The sequence below is a fragment of the Blautia sp. SC05B48 genome (assembly GCF_005848555.1).
Classification (GTDB): Bacteria; Bacillota; Clostridia; order Lachnospirales; family Lachnospiraceae; genus Blautia_A.
The window spans coordinates 2274364-2294028 of sequence record NZ_CP040518.1 but is presented as its reverse complement, the minus strand read 5'-3'; the positions used below and the strand labels follow the sequence as shown (position 1 = coordinate 2294028).

14 protein-coding genes and 2 tRNA genes are annotated in these 19665 nt (G+C 46.0%); 3 read left to right on the top strand and 13 right to left on the bottom strand.

The features are described from left to right. Positions 1-174: 174 nt before the first annotated feature. Both EYS05_RS10485 and EYS05_RS10480 read left to right on the top strand, forming a co-directional pair. Positions 175-2706 (top strand): leucine-rich repeat domain-containing protein, encoded by a 2532-nt coding sequence (locus EYS05_RS10485; protein WP_138277133.1) that lies wholly within the window; start codon positions 175-177, stop codon positions 2704-2706. A 169-nt stretch (positions 2707-2875) separates the two neighbouring features. Next, positions 2876-3373, top strand: coding sequence for a QueT transporter family protein (locus tag EYS05_RS10480; RefSeq protein ID WP_015526895.1), 498 nt, complete (start codon positions 2876-2878; stop codon positions 3371-3373). 62 nt (positions 3374-3435) lie between these two features. Here the strand turns inward: EYS05_RS10480 and EYS05_RS10475 are convergent, their stop codons facing one another. The 11 genes from EYS05_RS10475 to EYS05_RS10430 all read right to left on the bottom strand — a co-directional run bounded on the left by EYS05_RS10475 (position 3436) and on the right by EYS05_RS10430 (position 18586). Further along, positions 3436-4158 (bottom strand): SigF/SigG family RNA polymerase sporulation sigma factor, encoded by a 723-nt coding sequence (locus EYS05_RS10475; RefSeq protein WP_118512994.1) that lies wholly within the window; start codon positions 4156-4158, stop codon positions 3436-3438. 2 nt (positions 4159-4160) lie between these two features. Continuing rightward, a complete protein-coding gene (gene spoIIAB / locus EYS05_RS10470) occupies positions 4161-4586 on the bottom strand; it encodes an anti-sigma F factor (protein ID WP_015526893.1) in 426 nt (141 codons plus the stop codon). Continuing rightward, complete coding sequence (locus EYS05_RS10465; RefSeq protein ID WP_118512993.1) at positions 4570-4929, bottom strand: STAS domain-containing protein; 360 nt, start codon at positions 4927-4929, stop codon at positions 4570-4572. The genes spoIIAB and EYS05_RS10465 overlap by 17 nt, the downstream gene beginning before the upstream one ends. Positions 4930-5054: 125 nt before the next feature. Further along, positions 5055-6374 (bottom strand): hypothetical protein, encoded by a 1320-nt coding sequence (locus EYS05_RS10460; protein ID WP_118512992.1) that lies wholly within the window; start codon positions 6372-6374, stop codon positions 5055-5057. A gap of 10 nt (positions 6375-6384) precedes the next feature. Further along, complete coding sequence (locus EYS05_RS17475; protein WP_021977044.1) at positions 6385-6537, bottom strand: hypothetical protein; 153 nt, start codon at positions 6535-6537, stop codon at positions 6385-6387. Beyond that, the gene (locus EYS05_RS10455) at positions 6534-7832 is read right to left on the bottom strand and encodes a bifunctional folylpolyglutamate synthase/dihydrofolate synthase (protein ID WP_138277132.1); all 1299 of its coding nucleotides are present in this window, start codon (positions 7830-7832) and stop codon (positions 6534-6536) included. The genes EYS05_RS17475 and EYS05_RS10455 overlap by 4 nt, the downstream gene beginning before the upstream one ends. A 171-nt stretch (positions 7833-8003) precedes the next feature. Further along, positions 8004-10115 (bottom strand): LTA synthase family protein, encoded by a 2112-nt coding sequence (locus EYS05_RS10450; RefSeq protein WP_118624211.1) that lies wholly within the window; start codon positions 10113-10115, stop codon positions 8004-8006. A gap of 15 nt (positions 10116-10130) precedes the next feature. Then, positions 10131-12785 (bottom strand): valine--tRNA ligase, encoded by a 2655-nt coding sequence (locus EYS05_RS10445; RefSeq protein WP_118513122.1) that lies wholly within the window; start codon positions 12783-12785, stop codon positions 10131-10133. 413 nt (positions 12786-13198) lie between these two features. Continuing rightward, the gene (locus EYS05_RS10440; protein WP_118512989.1) at positions 13199-13942 is read right to left on the bottom strand and encodes a creatininase family protein; all 744 of its coding nucleotides are present in this window, start codon (positions 13940-13942) and stop codon (positions 13199-13201) included. 64 nt (positions 13943-14006) lie between these two features. Continuing rightward, entirely contained in the window at positions 14007-17879 is a 3873-nt protein-coding gene (locus tag EYS05_RS10435) for an FtsX-like permease family protein (RefSeq protein WP_138277131.1), read from the bottom strand. Next, positions 17873-18586 (bottom strand): ABC transporter ATP-binding protein, encoded by a 714-nt coding sequence (locus EYS05_RS10430; RefSeq protein ID WP_138277130.1) that lies wholly within the window; start codon positions 18584-18586, stop codon positions 17873-17875. Before EYS05_RS10430 ends, EYS05_RS10435 begins: the two co-directional genes overlap by 7 nt. 327 nt (positions 18587-18913) lie before the next feature. On the opposite strand from EYS05_RS10430, the gene EYS05_RS10425 reads away from it, so the two are divergent. Continuing rightward, on the top strand, positions 18914-19252 hold the full coding sequence (locus EYS05_RS10425) for a hypothetical protein (protein WP_138277129.1): 339 nt from the start codon (positions 18914-18916) through the stop codon (positions 19250-19252). A 180-nt stretch (positions 19253-19432) separates the two neighbouring features. Here EYS05_RS10425 and EYS05_RS10420 read toward each other — a convergent pair. Together EYS05_RS10420 and EYS05_RS10415 are read right to left on the bottom strand one after the other, a co-directional pair. After that, positions 19433-19503: transfer RNA gene (locus EYS05_RS10420), tRNA-Cys, on the bottom strand. Positions 19504-19506: 3 nt separating this feature from the next. Beyond that, positions 19507-19579: transfer RNA gene (locus tag EYS05_RS10415), tRNA-Asn, on the bottom strand. Positions 19580-19665 lie beyond the last annotated feature (86 nt).

The following is a 19665-nucleotide window of genomic DNA, read 5'->3' as shown; positions in this document are numbered from 1 at the left end:
TGCTGATGTTACTGCCCACCGGCAGTATTTCCGCAAGATGTTTTTTGTGACAGAATTTACAGAAATCCTGAGAACCGGTAGTTACATAACTCCCGATTTTGTATTGTAAATTCTGTCCTATGAATTATAATCTAAACAGAAGATCATCTAAAAACACATACAAAGGAGAAACTTATGAAAAAGCTAAAAAAATTAACATCTCTGCTATTTCTGTTCTGCTGTCTTTGCTTCTGTCTGATCCTGTTTCCGCAGACAGCTCGGGCAGGCTCTCTTACGCCAACCGCACAGGACAATCTCAATGTCAGGTTACGCCGTACCTCTGACCTTGTTCCTGTTTCCGGCGGATACATGAGGGTCTTCCACCAGAAAAATTCTATCGGCATTGAATACTATGATAATGATCTGAAGATCAGAAGCAAACGCAAGATCAACATGGAGCTTCCGCTGTGGGGTGGCTTTTATGCCGGATCTGACGGATATTATCTGGTAGAAGGCCAGACAAACAACAAGGAAAACGATTCCGCTGAGGTTATCCGCGTCATCCGCTACGATATAAACTGGAAACGAACCGGTGCGGCAGCAATTACCAGTAACCCTGAGCTTTTTGGCGGTGAGGTCCGCACGCCCTTTGACTATGGCTGTGTGGAAATGACAGAAAGCAACGGCAAGCTCTATGTTGTTACCGGTCACGAAGGATATGTGGATTCCTCTGTCGGTCGGGGACATCAGGGCTTCCTTATGGCCGAGATCGACCAGGCAACCATGAAAGGAAAGATCGTTTCCTGCGATCTGTGGCATTCCTTTGCACAGTATATCAAATCACATGGTTCTTATCTCTACGTACTGGAGCAGAGTGAGGGTTCACGATGTACAAAGCTTTCCAGATATGACAGCAATACACTTGACTGCACCACCATAGAACTTTTGCCATACGGAGGCTCACGTACTTCTGTGTGGGCACTGGCCTGCTACGCAAGCGTTGACGGCATGGCTGTTTCCTCTGACAGTGTATTATGCGTCGGCACTTCCATCGATCAGTCCAAATATGATAAGGTATCTGAAAACACGCCTCATAATCTTTATCTGTCCGTCACACCAATATCTGACTTTTCCGAAAAAGCAACCGCTACCAGGAAGCTTACCAACTTTACAGGCGGAGGAAAAAGCTTTGCGGGCGTAAAGATCACCAAAATAAATGACAACCGTTTTATGATTTCCTGGGAGGAATACGTTTCCGACGATGACAGGAAAAGCTCTTCCGCTAACGATCCGCTCTCTTCCAGCACCCTTCATTATCTTTTCGTGGACGGAAAAGGAAAGAGCCTCAGCAAAGAGTTTACAACAGCTGCTCCGATTTCTGACTGTCAGCCTGTGGTAAAGGATTCCAAGGTCGTTTATTATGCTTCAAACTCCAACACCCTGAACTTTTATTCCATTAATTCCGACAACGGAAAAGCTGACAAAAAAACTTACCATATCGCAGGTGACAACGCAACCTGGAATTTCAAAAATGGTATCCTTACGATCTCCGGCTACGGACCACTTTCTATTTCCACAGAGGAAAACAACAGGTACCCGGTCTCTTCAACAAACGGCTGGTTTTCCTTCTCCAGCGATTCCTCCTGGAAAGCTATCAAAAACCAGATCAGAAAAGTCATAATAAAACCCGGAATCACAAGTATTTCCGAAAGGGCCTTTGTTTATCTTCCTGAGCTGAAAGAGGTGGACATCCAGAAAGGGGTCACAAAGATCGGAAAAGAAGCTTTCGCCTACTGTGACAAGCTATCCAGGATCAACATACCTGATACCGTTAAAAGCATTGGAATGGATGCTGTGTGGTGCGGCTATTACTGGTCTGACAGTTCTCATGCATATTTTTGCAAGATCCATGCTCCGTACGGCTCTTACGCAGTTACATATGCCAAGAAAAACAATATCAGCTACGCATGCAATATTTCCGGTGCAGCTGTAACAGGGATCAAAAAAACATATACTTATACAGGCTCTGACATAAAGCCCGTTCCAACCGTAACTCTTGGAAAAGCAAAGCTCTCTGGCATCAATGATTATCATGTGACATACCAGAACAATAAAAAAGCAGGAACCGCTACTCTGAAGATCATCGGCGATAACCATTTCTACGGAACCATCACCTTAAATTTCCAGATTACTCCTGCTGCCACACCAAAGCCACAGACTGCAAAAACATTCCGGGATGCTTATAATATCTACACAGTCAACGCCACTGGGACTTCCGTAGCACTGAAGGGACCGCGTTCACGCAATACTGTCACTGCAAAGATTCCGGCCACTGTCAAAGCTAACGGAAAAACCTACAAAGTCACAGCCATTGCAGCCAATGCCTTCAAAAACTGTAAAAACCTGAAACAGGTAACGATTTCAGGAAATATCACAAGCATAGGTGCCGGAGCCTTCCAGGGATGCACAAGTCTTCGTACTGTAAAAATCGGTTCCCGAGTTTCTGTGATCGGCACGAAAGCTTTCTGTGACTGTAAGGCCCTTACCTCTGTCACCATACAGACAGGACGCCTTACTTCCAAAAGCTCAGGTAAATATATCTTCACAAGAGCAGGTCAGAATAATTACAAAAAACTGACTGTAAAAGTTCCGGCAAGCAGGCTTTCCTCTTACAAAAAGCTGTTTCAGAGCCAGGGTCTGTCCACACAGGCCAGGGTTATCAAATAGTCAGGATCGTGCCTTGCATTTCCACGCCCCTTATGCTATACTCAATTCCGCTGCAAAAGCCCGCAAAAACCAAGGTCGTACAGGGCTTACACGGCGGTCACCGCCTATAAATGTGCCGAGTGTTCGTGACCTTCCACTCGTAAAACAAAACTAAAGGAGAATAAAAAACATGAAAAACAAAGGTACTCATTTTCTGGTACAGGGAGCTGCCATAGCAGCTGTATATGTTGTCCTGACACTGGTATTCGCGCCACTTAGCTTCGGTGAAGTTCAGATCCGGTTTTCCGAGGCACTGACTGTGCTTCCGTTCTTCACACCGGCTGCCATCCCGGGACTGTTCGTGGGATGTATCATCGCCAATCTTCTTGGCGGTGCGATTCCGGTTGACATCATTTTCGGAAGCATTGCCACACTTATTGGTGCATTCTTTACCTACAAGCTTCGCAATACAGGCAAATGGACAGCCCCGATCCCGCCGATCGTTTCCAACATTGTGATCGTTCCTCTTGTGCTTCGTTACGGATATGGCATTAACCTTCCTATCCCGTTTATGATGCTCACAGTAGGAGCCGGCGAATTTATCTCAGCCGGTGTGATCGGTATGATCCTTCTTGGAGCACTTTCCAAATACAAAAATGTACTTTTTCATAAAAAAGCAGCAGTCTGACTAAATCTGCTGCCCACAAAAAGGAGCCATGAGAAAACAGCAGCATTTCTCATGGCTCCCCTTTATTTTTTCTCTGCGGATTCCTGCAGACTGCGCAGGATCCTCTTTTCCATTCTGGATACCTGTACCTGGGATACGCCAAGCTCATGAGCAATCTCCATCTGGGTCATGTTCTGAAAATACCGCATATAGATCAGCCTCCGTTCCTTTGCCTCCAGAGTTCCCAGTATCTCTTCCAGAAAAATCCTGTCCAGTGCTTTTTCCTGCCGATTTTCTTTTTCCGGGAGCTTGTCCATCAGAGAAATCTCCGTTCCCTCACCCTGATAGATCGTTTTGTGAAGAGATTCCACCTCTGCACCGGATTCCATAGTCATTACCAGTTCTTCTATGGAAATTCCCATTTCCGCTGCCATTTCCTCCATCGTAGGTTCCCGCTCCAGCCGGCGCGTCAGTGCTTCTCTCACCTGATAGATCCTGTAGTGATTTTCCTTCAGAGAACGGCTTACCTTCAGTATCCCGTCGTCCCTGAGATAACGTTTGATCTCTCCGATGATCATGGGAACTGCATAAGTAGAAAATTTCACATCATAGGACATGTCAAACTTATCCACTGCTTTCAGAAGTCCGATGCTGCCGATCTGGAACAGATCCTCCATCTCCACCCCACGTCCCAGAAAACGCTTTGCCACACTGTATATCAGTCCTGTATTTTCCTCAAACAAAAGATCTCTTGCCGCTTTATCCCCCTGGTGTGCACGCCCGATGAGGACAAGAGTACGATCCATAGTTACCTCCTGATGATCTTTTTCATGTGCACTGTAGTTCCACGGCCAACCTCCGATTCCACCTGAAGCTCATCCATAAACGCCTCCATGAATGTAAACCCCATACCGGAGCGGTCTTTATCCGCCTTTGTGGTAAACAGAGGCTCCATGGCTTTTTTGATATCCGGGATCCCGGCTCCGTGATCTGTCACATCTACCTGAAGTTCCTGCCCCCGGAGACGACATTCTACCCGGATCTTATGTATCTCCCCTTCATACCCGTGTATGATACAATTGGTCACTGCCTCCGATACTGCGGTCTTCAGATCCGAAATTTCCTCCAGCGTAGGATTCAGCTGTGTACAGAATGAAGCCACAGCAACTCTTGCCAGTGCTTCATTTACCGGTCTGCTGTCAAAAATGATCGTCATTTCATTTGTGTTTTCCATCATAAACACCCTCCTGTTCACCTGCCGATTTTTCAATTCCACAGATTTCAATATATTTTCCCACTCCGGATAACCGCAGAAGCTTTGCAATATGACTGTTCACATTGATAACCTGCACACATTTCCCCCTCATGCCAAGTGCCCGGTACCTCCCCATCAGCAGACCGATCCCGGAGCTGTCCATAAAAACGGTCTCTGAGAAATCAAAAATCATATTTTTTATATAGTTATGTCCAATAATACGGTCTGAGTCTCTCCGAATCTCATCAGAAGCCGGATGATCCAGTTCCGCCGGAAGATGTACAGTCAGCACGGTTCCGGATTTTTCAAAACCTGATGTCATTCTATCATTCCCCCATTTTTGATTTTTTATTCCATTTTTAATGACCAAAGGGTAAAAAAAGAGGAATGTGCCAACGCACATTCCCCTTATCCGAGGTTTCTCCTCTGTATGAGTTATGATCTTTTTTATTCTGTATAGCCTCCATCGTAAGAGGAATCCCCATATCCTCCGTCACTGTAGCTGCTGTCTTCTCCGGTATCTCCGTCAGAGCTCTGTGTATCTTCTCCATCCGAAGCTGCGGCATCAACTCCAGCTGTTCCATCTGTGCTGCTGTCATCACCGGACGTTCCGTCAGAAGATCCGCTCTCGGTCCCGCTTACACCGGTCTTTCCGCTGATAGTATTATAGATTCCCTTTGCAGAATCTGACAGTGTATCCACATATACCTTCTGGAGTTCCAGCGCCGCTGTATCCAGATCATCCTGCTGCATGGCAGTATATGCATTAAACAAAGCCTCATAGCTCTGACTGCGTTTCTGCTCTTCCTCTGCCTGTCTGGCAACTGCATCTGCCGTATCACTGGACTGGGCAGCTTCTCCCTGAGCTTTGGTAAGCTCCACGCTCTGGCTGGAAAGAGAATCACTGTACTGTATGATCTGCTGATTGGCCTGCCTGTAAATATCCTGTTTCACAGCCGGCAGTACAAGGAGCCAGAATGCTGCCGCTCCTGCCGCAAATCCAAGTACCGTGGTAAAGAAAAGTGATATCTTTGATCTTTCTTTATAAGACGACGGCCTTACAACGATTTCTCCTGAAATATTATCATTCTCATTTTTTTCATTTCCAAACAAGCCCTTACGCCGTTTTTCCATCTTTGTGGTAACACCCGTCTGCTCGTCAACTTCACGCAGGAAACGAAGTGTGGTGGTATTGGTCTTGTCGATCCTGGCTGCTTTTTTCAGGGTTCTTCTTGCCTTATTCCACTCCTGATTCTTCATCTGGATCAGAGCAAGAAGATGATACCCCTTGATCAGCTTGGGATTCTGGGACAGGATCTTTTTCAGGCGGATGGCCGCCATATCCTCATGGCCTTCCCTGCACATGGCGAGGGCATTGTTATATTTCTTGATGCTTTCGTTGATCGTTTCCAGTTTGTTCTGGTTTGCCTGAAGCCTGGCAATATATTCTGAAGCCAGATTTCGGTTCTTCTGGATATTCTTGCTAATGACCCACTCACTCAGTGCGGCAACCACCTCACCGGTCTCAAAATATACAAGACCAAGAAGATTTCTTGCACGGATATTCCGTTTGTCATAGGCAAGACTCTGCTTCAGACAGCTGATCGCCCCGGACAGATCCCGGATGCTGGCTTTTTCCAGCCCCTGGTTATAATAAAGCTTGGAAAGGTAATCCACCTTCTTCTGAATCAGTACATTGGCTCCACAGTGCGGACAATAATCCAGATCTGTATCTGTCAGGAACGCTCCACAGTTTATGCAGTTCATTCACTTCTCCTTATCTTACACGTCTGTTGCTCTTGACCTCACGCAGCATCTCCTGGAGTACATCCATGATATCTGTGATCTCCCGGTCATAAATGGCACCTTCTACATCTGCCACATCCAGACATGGTTCAAATTTCTTCAGTTCCTCTTCGTAATCGATCATAATTTTTTCCTCCTGATCACAGCCTTGATCTCACCGACCAGATAAAGGGATCCTACACAGAACAGCATTCCATCCTCGCCTTTTTCCTTTACTGCCCGTTCAAAAGCTGCTGGAACATCCTCTATTGCTTCCACTTCCGGTACTCCGTCTTCACGGAAGATCTCCGCAAGCTCTTCTACCGGAACTTTACGATATCCGCCTACCTGTGTGACGATCACATGTCGGAAACGGATCCTGGTACAGATCGTGCGGATCATATCCGTATAGTCCTTGTCATCCACTGCGGAAAACAGCAGAGTCAGAGGAAATTCCTTCTGGAAATGTTCTGCTGTCTCTACAAACTTCTCGACACCGTCTTCGTTATGTGCGCCATCCACGATCACACCCGGAAGAACCGTTTCCATCCTTCCCTGCCAGCGTGTTTTTGCCATACCGGCCTTCAGCGCCTCCAGAGATACCGGGATCTGATCTTCCAGTACCTGAATGGTTTTCACCGCAAGAGCTGCATTCATAACCTGATAACGAGCGATAAACGGTATATCAAATACGGTATCGCCATATGTCTCGTCCTTAAGAGAAAACCTGATTCCGTCCTTTGTGATCTTATGGATTTCTGTATCCTCCCGTTTCAGCTCATAATATGGACATCCCAGCTTCTCTGCATGCTCACGCATCACTCCGGCCGCATCCGAATCATTTCCATCGTAGATCACCGGAACACCCGGCACCATGATCCCTGCCTTCTCTCCTGCGATCTCGGAAACTGTATTTCCAAGATACTGCATATGATCGAGGCTGATGGATGTGATCACACAGGCTGCCGGATTCTCCACAGCAGTGGTTGCATCCAGACGTCCGCCAAGACCGGTCTCCAGTGTTACATAATCCACGCCGGCTTCTGCAAAGATCACCATTCCCATCAGAAGGAGTGTCTCGAAATAGGTGGGATGATAGCTTCCCTCCGCAACCAGCTCATCGGAAAGCTTTTTAACTTTTTCAAAAGCACGAAGGAAGGTATCGTCATCGATCACTTCCTCGTTGATCTGAAAACGCTCGTTGATCTCCACCAGATGAGGAGATGTAAAAAGTCCGCAGGAATATCCTGCTTCCCGAAGGACCGATGTGATAAAAGCACAGGTACTTCCCTTTCCGTTGGTTCCTGCCACATGGATCACACGGAATTTCTCCTGCGGATCTCCAAGTCTTCTTAAGCATTCTCTGGTATGGTCCAGGCTGTTCTTAGTAGTAAATCTCGGTATATCTTCAATATACGCAACTGCTTCTTCGTAATTCATAAAAAAAACCATCACTTATCTATAATGTATTCGTAAAGAACTTTTGGGGAGAAAAGCTTCTCCCCTCCTGTTCGTTACGATACCATTATATAATAGTGGTGGAAGATGTCCAGTCCTAATCGTAATATTTTATCCGACATTTTTTGTATCGGAGTATTTTTTCTATGCCATTTACTGGTTGTCTGTACTGTTTTCTTCACCGGAATCTTCTGTGGATCCCGTTTCTAACGCTATATCCGTTTCCTCCGTTAGCCCTGTATCAGAACTGCTCTTTTCACTGTCAAGCTTCCACTTGCTGTCAGCAAGCAGTGCATAAACTGCCCGGTCATGGCTCTTTGTCATGGCCTTTCTGGTGGAACTGTTGCTTCGCTGCACTACCGAGAGCCGGTCAAAATCATCCAGTTCCTTTCCGGTAATGATCAGCTTGGTAGGATTCACGTAAACCGTATCGTACCATTCTCCGTTGATCTTGACCTGGCTGGATGGCGTAAAGTTTGTTCCCTGGATATAATAGGTGTGATCCATCTCAGACACAACCTGAATCGAATCCAGTGTGGTATCATAGATTCCCATACGCATCTTTGTCCGCTCAAAAGGATTCTCTCCGTCATATGTATACTGTTTTCCGTAGAGAAGATCGTACTGCAGGGTCTCCAGATCCACCTGATAATTTTTGGTGTTTCTTCTTGCCTGGTGATACTTGAAAACATTTCCCTCATGGATTCCTACACGATCCATAACCTCTGCTGCCATCTGGTATGCCGCAAGATTTTCTTTCTTTTTCTTAAGTCCGAAATTATCCCACATCACATACTCTGTCTGGAACAGATATTTATTCTCCACATCCTCCACGGTCAGTCCCATGGTTGGAAGGTGATCACCATACATGACAAGCACCACATCCTCCGGATAATCTTCCAGCTTATCAGTAAGCTCCTTGACAAAATTATCCATCTCGTGGATCTGATTTACATAATACTCCCACTTATTGTTCAGCTCGTCAGTAGGTGCCCCGGAAACTGTGATCTCCGGATTTTCCAGTACCGGTTCTGAAGGATAATCTCCATGTCCCTGCACGGAAATAGTATATACATAATCAGGTCCTTCTGTGGAATCCAGACACTTGACGATCTCATCGGTGAGGACACTGTCCTTTGTCCAGCCCAACGGGTTCTTCTGGTTTTCATCCTTCATGTACTCTGCCGAAGTGAAGGTATCAAATCCCAGATTCGGAAAAATGCTTCTTCTTCCGTAGAAATTCGCCTCATTGTTATGTACTGCATGAGCAGTATAGCCCAGATTCTTCAGAACATACGGTGCGCTCTCACAGGTAGTTTCCTTAAGGATACTCTTGTAAGGATACTCTCCTGGTCCAAAATAATGAAGGCTCATTCCGGTAATGGACTCAAACTCGGTATTTGCGGTTCCGGCTCCTACGGAAGGTACCTTATAATATCCGGAGGAATACTCCTTCATCAGCTTTCTGAAATTCGGAATAGGATCTTCTGACAGTTCCAGATAATTTACCAGCGTAGGATCAAAAAAGGACTCCAGCTGCAAAAACAGAATATTCGGATGACTGCCTTCTTTCGTTTCCGGAAGATTTTCTTCCGACTTCTCGATCCTTTTGATCTCACTCTCGGAATAGTCTCTCGGAGCACTGATTCCGGTATTAAAGATCGTCGTTGCCAGACAGTAGGGATATCCGTAATCCTCATAAGCTATGGCAATGTTTCCAAAATAATTGGAAAGAACTCTTTTTTCCAGAGCAAGCTGTGTGATTCCTCCAAATGCAAGAACCCCGACCAGGACCAGCGGAATATTTACCTTATATTTCAGCTTGCCTCTGTACTTCGGCGATCTTATCAGGATGATCAGAAGAATCAGAACTGCAATCCCCAGAAGAACTGCACCTATGGTCATCTGGGTACGGGTCAGATATTTTTTTGCAATACTGAGTCCATCTGTCAGATTCTTCACATCCGGTCCTGTAAACGGTGTGACACGGTTGAGAAGAAGCACACCGTTTACTATTCCCAGAAACAGCCATAAGCTGCCCACAAATATACGCCAGAAAATTCTCTTTCGGAAGAGATAAACAATCAGCATCGTCGTAAAGATAAACGCCGCATTATAAGCAAATACAAGTGGCCTTGTGGTCATGTAGGTCCACGCCTCTGTGAACGAGTGCCTGCATATGGCCTCGATCACAAAGTACAGGACTGCACAGCCCAGAGCCTGAAGTATCAGCGAAATCTTATTGAAAAAGTTACACCACTTCATTAAAACACTCCTTCGTTATTTCACCATCTGTGTTAACTGCAGGTTCACTTTCTCTTTCATCTCTTTGTATTTCTCAAGTTTCTCCTTCTCTGCCTCTACCTTGGATGCTGGTGCCTTGTTCACAAAATTCGGATTGTTCAGCATTCCCTCGCAGCGTGCGATCTCTTTTGTGAGACGCTCCTGCTCTTTTGTGAGACGTTCGATCTCCTTTTCACGGTCGATCAGATCCTCCAGCGGCAGATATACTACACCGTCTGCCACAACGATGGATACCGCATCCTCACCGATTCCGTTCTTATCCTGCTGTACGTGGATCTCTTTTGCAAACGCAAGGTTTGTAAAGGACTTCTTGCAGGACTCAAAATGGGCACAGCACTCTGCATCTTTGCCTACGATGTAGATATTGGTCTTTCTGTTCTGCGGTACGTTCATCTCGTTTCTGGTATTACGGATTCCACGTACAACCTCCTGGAAGCTTGAAACTGCTTTCTCAGCATCTGCAAAATTCATCTCGTCTCTGTATACCGGCCAGTCAGAGATCATGATGGACTCTTCATCCGGAAGCAGTGTGCAGTAGATCTCCTCTGTGATAAATGGCATGAACGGATGAAGAAGCTTCAGTCCCTGTGTCAGCGCAGTGCGAAGTGTCCACAGTGCATCGTTTGCTGCTGCCGGGTTTTCCTCTGCCTTCCACAGTCTTACCTTTGCCATCTCGATATACCAGTCACAGAGCTCATCCCACAGGAAATCATAGACCTTCTGTACGGCAATTCCAAGCTCATATTTATCCATATTCTCAGTAACATCACGGATCACTGTGTTCAGTCTGGAAAGGATCCATTTATCCTCGTTGCACAATGCGTTCAGGTCTCCCGGCTCTGTTACTGTCTTGCCCTCCAGGTTCATCATAATGAAACGGGAAGCATTCCAGATCTTATTTGCAAAGTTACGGCTGGATTCTACACGCTCCCAGTAGAAACGCATATCATTTCCAGGTGCGTTACCTGTCATCAGTGTAAGACGAAGGGCATCTGCGCCGTATTTGTCGATAACTTCCAGCGGATCGATACCGTTTCCAAGAGATTTACTCATCTTACGTCCCTGGGAATCACGTACCAGTCCGTGGATCAGAACATGGTGGAACGGTGTCTCACCGGTCTGCTCCAGTGCGGAGAATACCATACGGATAACCCAGAAGAAGATGATATCATATCCGGTTACCAAAACATCTGTAGGATAGAAGTACTCAAGCTCCGGTGTCTTGTCCGGCCATCCAAGTGTGGAAAACGGCCAAAGTGCGGAACTGAACCAGGTATCCAGAGTGTCCTCATCCTGATGCATATGTGTGCATCCGCATTTCGGGCATTTCTCAGGCATTTCTCTTGCAACAACCATCTCACCGCATTCATCGCAGTAATAAGCCGGAATTCTGTGTCCCCACCAGAGCTGACGGGAAATACACCAGTCACGGATATTCTCCAGCCAGTGCAGGTAAGTCTTGTCAAAACGTGCCGGAACAAACTGAAGGTTTCCTTCGTCCAGAGTCTTGATAGCAGCTTTTGCCATTTCGTCCATTTTTACAAACCACTGTGGTTTGATCATCGGCTCTACCGTTGTACCGCATCGGTCATGAGTACCAACACTGTGGCTGTGCGGAACGACTTTTACAAGAAGTCCCTGCTCCTTCAGGTCTTCTACCATGGCCTTACGTGCCTCGTAGCGGTCCATACCTGCATATTTTCCGCCAAGGCTGTTGATGGTGGCATCATCATTTAAGATGTTGATCTCCTCAAGATCATGACGGCGTCCAACCTCAAAGTCGTTGGGGTCGTGTGCCGGTGTGATCTTAACGCAGCCTGTTCCGAATTCCTTGTCAACATACTCATCGGCAATAACCGGGATCTCTCTGTCTGTAAGAGGAAGCTTCAGCATCTTTCCTACAAGGTCTTTATATCTTTCATCCTCCGGGTTTACAGCAACTGCTGTATCGCCGAGAAGTGTCTCCGGACGAGTGGTCGCGATCTCAACGAAACGGCCCTCCTCACCTACGATGGGATAATTGATGTGCCAGAAAAATCCGTCCTGGTCCTCATGCACAACCTCTGCATCAGAAATAGAGGTCTGGCACACAGGACACCAGTTGATGATTCTGGAGCCTTTGTAGATATATCCTTTCTCATAAAGACGGATAAATACTTCCTGAACAGCCTTGGAACAGCCCTCATCCATGGTAAAGCGCTCACGCTCCCAGTCTGCAGATGCTCCCAGCTTTTTCAGCTGATTGATGATCTTTCCGCCGTACTCCTCTTTCCATGCCCAGGCATGTTTCATAAATTCGTCACGGCCGATCTCGTTCTTATCAATCCCTTCCTTACGAAGCTTCTCTGTTACCTTAACCTCTGTAGCAATGGCTGCATGGTCAGTTCCCGGCTGCCAGAGTGCCTCATAGCCCTGCATTCTTTTGAAACGGATCAGGATATCCTGCATGGTCTCATCCAGTGCATGTCCCATATGCAGCTGTCCGGTTACATTGGGCGGCGGCATTACAATTGTAAAAGGTTTTTTGTCCGGATTAACTTTTGCATGGAAGTATCCGTTATCCATCCATTTTTTGTACAGACGATCCTCAATGCCCTTAGGATCATAAGTCTTTGCAAGTTCTTTGCTCATGTTTTCCTCCTGAATCTTTCTGATTATAGGAACCTTAAAATGCTCCTGTTTTCTGCAAGAAAAAAACACGCCCTCCACACAAAAGCCAATAACTAATGTGCGAAGGGCGATCATTCTCGCGGTACCACCTTCATTATCCGGAAAAAACATCTGTTATTCCCGTCTATCTCTTGTCCCTTAACGCGGGGTACGTGAAAACCTACACAGCAGCATCTGTTCTGCATTTCTGCTTTCAGTTTCCCGGCTCCTAAGCTACCTTCTGCAGTCTTCCATCTGAAAATGCCTTTCAGCCTGCGCTTCTCTTGCGTCTGTGCATTTCTCTCTGTCAGCGTAGATCTGCATACTCCTCTTATTCAACGCCTTTGCCATGTTCCTACTATAATGAAATTTTCTTTTTTTGTCAAGACAGGTATCTATCTTTCTTTTATTGTTTTGTACTCCTTTTCAATGCCTGAGATCAGTGTTTTCATTGTATATTCCAGAATTTCATTTCCGAATGCTTCCGATGATTCTCTGACCGGATGACGTCCTGCAATACCGATCAGATTACTCTCATCTTCTTTTACCTGTCCAAAGTCAACCAGCTCCGGCCGAACAGCCATTACAATAGAGGTCTCATTTGCTCCGGCATGATCATTCTGATATTTCAGTCTCTCATCATCCGCATAGGTCCATGCTGTCATAATGCACAGTCCGTATTTTTCTTCTGCCTCTTCCTTCATTTCCTGAAATACATTTGTCGACGGACCGTGTCCATGTCCCACAACGATACGGACTCCTGCTCTGGAAAGCTGAGCAAAAATACTGCGCAGCAGATCCTGAAACAGTCCCTTTTCCATCCAGTAGGCACTGCCTTTCATCTGTTGGGCATAATAGGTATTCAATGCACCCTCTGTATTGATATCCATTCCATAAAATACAGTTCCACGATCATCAAATAAACGGTCAGGTCCCATGAACAGCATCGGAAGCACAACACCGCCGACCTTTTCTGCCACCCGGACAAACAGTTCTTTTGACTGGATTCCATCAGCTCCAAGAGGCATATGCGGCCCATGCCATTCCAGTGTGCCAAGTGGCAGATAGGCAACCGGCATCTCCTTTATCCTCTGTACACATTCTTCCGGAAGTAATTCCTCGTATAATACTTTTTTCATGCTCGTCTCCTTATCCTTTTACCTCTCCGGTAATTAATTTTTCGCTTTCTTATTTTTTATTATTTTATTCTACGCTTTTCAGTGACTCTACCATATTGATCTTTTTCAGCTTAAAATGCATCACCATATTTACAAACATGGAGAATCCGAAGGTAATGATTCCACTGTAAACAAAGCTTATTGGCTTGATATTTCTTCCGAACATCACCGCATCTACCTCAACGGTTGTGATCACATACCGATGGAGGAAGATTCCGAACACTGCGCCTGCCAGGATTCCTATGAAGGACAGCAGGATATTTTCCCGGAATACATACTGGGAAACCTCGCCATCATAAAATCCCAGGACCTTCAATGTTGCAAGCTCTCTCTGACGCTCTGTGATATTGATGTTGTTCAGATTATACAGTACCACAAATGCCAGCATTCCGGCCGAAATGATCAGGACCCAGATCACCGCTCCGAGGGATCCCAGCATTCGCTCTACCTGACCTGCCGTGCTGCTTGTATAGCTGATACTTAAAGCCGCCGGATATTTCAGGATCGCATTTCCAAGAGTTTCCAGATCACTCTCTGCATCCTCTTTCATAGTATATACTGTACTTGAATACTCCGGTTTCTCTTCGAATGTTTTTTCATAGCAGGATGGGGTCATGTAAACGTAGTGTCCCATATAGTTCTCTGTGACAGCAGTGATCTTTACTTTATACTTTCTGTTATCTTTCTCCAGGGTGATCTCGTCTCCTGTTTTCACACCGATAAGTGAAGCTGTTTTTTCACAGATCACGGCTCCGTCGTCGGTAAGCTCATACTGCTCGTGGGACTTTCTGTCACGTAACGTTACATCCTCTTTAAAATTTTCCGTATTTTCCGGAACATACACATAGATACTGACACTTCCCTTTTCTTTTGGTGCCGTCATCTTGGTGAGTTGCACACGGGTATAGTGATCGATCTCGCTGTTTTTGTCCAGGAATTTTAGAAGATCCTTTTCCTGGCTGTCTGTGGCATCCTCATCATTGATCACCATGGCATCGTAATGCTGGATCTGATCATACTGAAGAATCGCAATATCCATAATGGAGTCATAAAGTCCGAATCCTACAAGCATCAGTCCCATGCTTCCTGCAATTCCGAAAATGGTCATAAAAAGACGTTTTTTATAACGGAAAAGGTTTCGCATGGACGATTTCCAGGAAAAGCTCAGATGCTTCCAGATAAAGCTGATCCGTTCAATAAGGATCCGTTTTCCCTCTTTCGGTGCAGGCGGACGCATCAGAGATGCCGGTGTTTCTGCCAGGGTTCTTGCACAGGAAAACAGTGTAGCGCCCATAGTACAGATCACCGCTGCTCCGGAAGCGATCAGTGCATATTGTAACTCATAATCCAGTTGCATGTGATCGCCAATATTCCAGTACATGATCCCATAGGCCTGGATAATGATATACGGAAGAACCTTTTCTCCGAAAAGTACTCCTGCAACGCTTCCGCCTGCTGTAGCCAGAAATGCGTAGCTGAGATACTTGGATGCAATGGATGCTTTTCCGTAGCCCAGCGCTTTCATGGTTCCGATCTGGGTTCGCTGTTCCTCCACCATTCGTGTCATCGTGGTAAGACTGATCAGAGCCGCTACAAGGAAGAATATCATCGGGAAAACCTTTCCGATGTTTTTCAGCCGCTCTGCGTTATCACCAAAATCCGAATATTCCGGAAGGTCATTACGATCTGTGATGATCCACTCCGGTGTTTCAATATCATCCACCTCTTTCTGGGCATCCTCGATCTTCTGCTGGGCTTCCGCAATTTTTTCATCGGCCTCTTTTTTGCCATCCTGATATTCTTTCTTTCCATCGGAAAGCTTCTTTTTTGCGTCCTCCAGATCTTTTTTTGCATCTTTTAATTTCTGTTCGTTTTCTTGGATTTCCTTTTCTCCGTCCAGGAGTTTCTGTTCATTTGCATCCAGTTCAGCCTGACTGCTGGTAAGCTTTTCTGTGTTGGCCTGGATTTCTGCCTGACCGGCATTTAACTGGGCCTGTTTTTCCTCCAGCTGCTGCCTCCCGGAGCTGAGCTGGACTCTGGCCGAATCCAGCTGATTCTGGCCATCATCCAGAGTTGCCTGGTTTGCCGCAATTTCTTCTTTTGCCGCTGAAAGCTCTGCTTTCTTTGTTTCCAGCTCTTTTTTCCCTTTATCCAGTTCTTCCTGGCCTTTGTTCAGCTGTGCCTCTGTCCCGGAAAGTGTTTCTTCCTGTTCTTTGATCTGGCTGAAGCCCTCATTGATCTGACCTAGGCTGCTCTCCAGTTCAGCTCTTGTCTGGGCCAGCTCTGATTTTTTTGCAGTAAGCTCTGACCGCGCCCCGTCGATCTGTGCCTGACCGGCATTTATCTGTTCTTCCATTGCACTGATCTGACCATTTAATGTCTGAATCTGTGTGAAAAGCTCCGCCAGCTCTTCCTCAGTTTTTCCTGCTTCCGCACCGGCGTCATACTGCGCCTGCAGCTCCGCCGCCTGACTGCTTAATGCCTCTTTCTGACTGGTCAGTTCATCCAGCTGTGCCTGCTGCCCGGAAAGGGCTTCTTCAACGGAACTGATCTGGGATTCGCCCTCGGAAACCTGTACAAGTCCTGCCTCACACTGTTCTTTCTGACTGGTGAGAGCAGCCTTTGTTTCTTTGATCGTATTCTTTCCCGTTTCCAGCTGTTCTCTTCCACTGTCAAGCTCAGCCTGTTTGCTTTCCAGGGTTTTCTCCGCTTCCCGGAGCTGAGCCTCACCGTCACTTACCTGCTGTTTTGCGGCAGTCAGCTGTTCATATCCGGCAGTCAGCTCTGACTGCTTCCCATTTATCTGTGCTTCGGAGTCGGCAAGCTGGGATCTGGCAGCATTTAACTGGGACAGACCGTCTTCCACCTGCTGTTTTGCGCTGTTAAGCTGAGACCATCCATCTTCGATCTGCTTTCTTCCGTCAGCAAGCTGCTGTTTTCCGTCGGTCAGTTCTTTTTTTGCATCGCTGAGCTGCTGTTTTCCATCTTCGTACTCTTTTTTTCCATCATCATACTTCTTCTGCCCATCATCCAGCTTTTTCTTCGCGTCGCTAAGTTTTTCCTCTGATTCCTTCTTTCCGTCCTCAAGCTCTTTTCTGGCATCATCCAGTTTTTCATTGGCTTCTGCGACGATCTCATCATAGCGCAGTCTGCACTGTTCTTTTTCGATGCCTTCCACACGCTTCTGTATTTTCCTGATAAGATTGTCATAGGCATCGGTATAGCTGATCACATCCCCGGATTCATGAACCATAACATAGATCTGGGTAAAAGCTTCCTGTTCAAAATCCTCAGGAAGAATGTATCCGAAGCCGCTGACCTCACCGGATCCAAGAGTCGTATTTCCTCTGTTAAACGAAATATAAAGAGGGCTGCTTCCGATTCCCACAACTGTATAGGTTGTTTTTTTCAGAAGCTCACTGTCTCCATCCTCCCTGACGGATATGGTATCCCCGATTTTATACCCCCGATTCTTTGCAAATGGCTTGTCCAGAAAAATCTCGCCGCTTTTTTTCGGTATCCTTCCTTCATCTGCTGTGAGCAGATTAAAATTGCTGCTGATGGATTCCAGATGAAGAACCTTCCTGGCATCGTCCTCTCCACTCATAACATCCGTAGAGTAACCGCCCTCAGCCAATTCCACACCGTCAATGTCTGATACCGCTTTTACATCACGCTCAGTCAGTCCCAGTGTTCCCTGGATCTTCAGGTCCATCAGCTTTGCTGCTTCATAATAGGCATCTCCGGAATATCTCATATCCGGAGAAGACGCCTGGATCCCGGAAAAAAATGCAACGCCCAGTGCCACGATCAGAAAGATCGAGATAAAACGTGCTTTGCTTTTCCGGATCTCCATCCAGAAATCTTTGTGCAATGCTTTCATTCCGTCACCTACCATTCAATCTCTTCCACTGGTGTGGGATGTGCATTTTCGGTCATCCTGGAAACCTTGCCGTTTTTGATCTTGATCACACGGTCGGCCATAGGTGTCAGTGCAGAGTTGTGAGTAATGACAATAACCGTCATGCCCCGTTCCCTGCTGGTATCCTGAAGGAGCTTCAGGATTGCCTTGCCGGTCTGATAATCCAACGCTCCTGTAGGTTCATCACAGAGCAGAAGCTTTGGATTCTTCGCCAGAGCTCTGGCTATGGAAACTCTCTGCTGCTCACCGCCGGATAACTGTGCCGGAAAATTAGTCAGTCTCTCCTTCAGACCCACTTCCTCCAGAACTGTCCTGGCATCCAGAGGATCCTTACAGATCTGAAGAGCAAGCTCCACATTCTCCAATGCAGTCAGATTTGGCACCAGATTATAAAACTGGAATACAAATCCAATATCCCTCCGCCGGTATCCGGTCAGCTGCCGGTCTGTATATTTTGCGATATTTTTTCCATCGATCCAGACATTGCCGGATGTGGCCTTATCCATTCCGCCCAGGATATTCAGCACCGTCGTCTTTCCGGCACCGCTGGGTCCTACCACAACCACAAATTCTCCTTTTTTTATCCGGAAGCTGATCTCATCCACTGCTATGATCTTCACTTCTTTTGAGCCATATATTTTGGATACATTCTCCAGCTTCACATAATCTTCCGTATGCTCCATTTCCACCCCTCCTCTTTGCTCTCTATATGATTTCAGGGGGCTTTTATCTGCCCCCTTTTAATTCTCTCACTCACGTATCACAGCTATAGAAAAATGTTTTCGGCTGTGATCGAATATTATCAATAACTATATTTATAAGTATATCGGTTCTTAATTCAAAATGCAATTTCTACTTATATTTTACAAAAATTTTTCATTCCTGCGCATTTGTATTTTACATTTCTTTTCTATAATACAGACAGATACAGATAAAGGAAATCAATATTATGGCTGACTGTTGCTGACAACAGCAGAAGTATAATTCCATCAAAACAGGAGGAATGGATTATGTATAAAACACTATGGAATCACTTAGATCAAAATAAAAAAAAGGCCCCTGCGCCAGCTGTTTTTCTTACACTTTTGACATCTGGATGGAGTGTAGCCGGAATTCTTGCCGGATTACTTGTTTGTCTGGGACTTCAGACAGAACTGATGGTGAAGCTGATTGTGATCTTATGTGCCGGTGGATACGCCGGACTGATTCCCGGTTTCTTCGGTGGGATCTTATATCTTTACCGAATGGATCTTCAGAAACCTTCTGCAGATTCTGCCGCTGATCTGGCAGCTGAACCAGAAAAAGCTTCTGCGGATCCTGCTTCATTGATCTATTTTCACAATAATTGACAAAAAAGCAAAACTCTGCCTGGTTGTGCAGGGTTCTGCTTTTTTTATTGAATATGTGTATTAAGTTTGATTATTTTCTTATGGAATCAGCGAGCTTTTTTGCTTCTGCTGTCAGCTCTTTTATTTTGTCAAATAACAATTAATAAGCCCTGGAAATTTATTCTTCCAGGGCTTTCTGAGAGGTGCCACCCGGATTTGAACCGGGGATAGAGGTGTTGCAGACCTTTGCCTTACCACTTGGCTATGGCACCATGCTCCCCCTGTTGGACTCGAACCAACGACACTGCGGTTAACAGCCGCATGCTCTACCGACTGAGCTAAGGAGGAATACTTATTAAGGTTTGTACCTTAAAAACTACATACATGCTTTGTTGATCGTTAATCAAACTTCTTGAATCAATTCTTAACCTGCG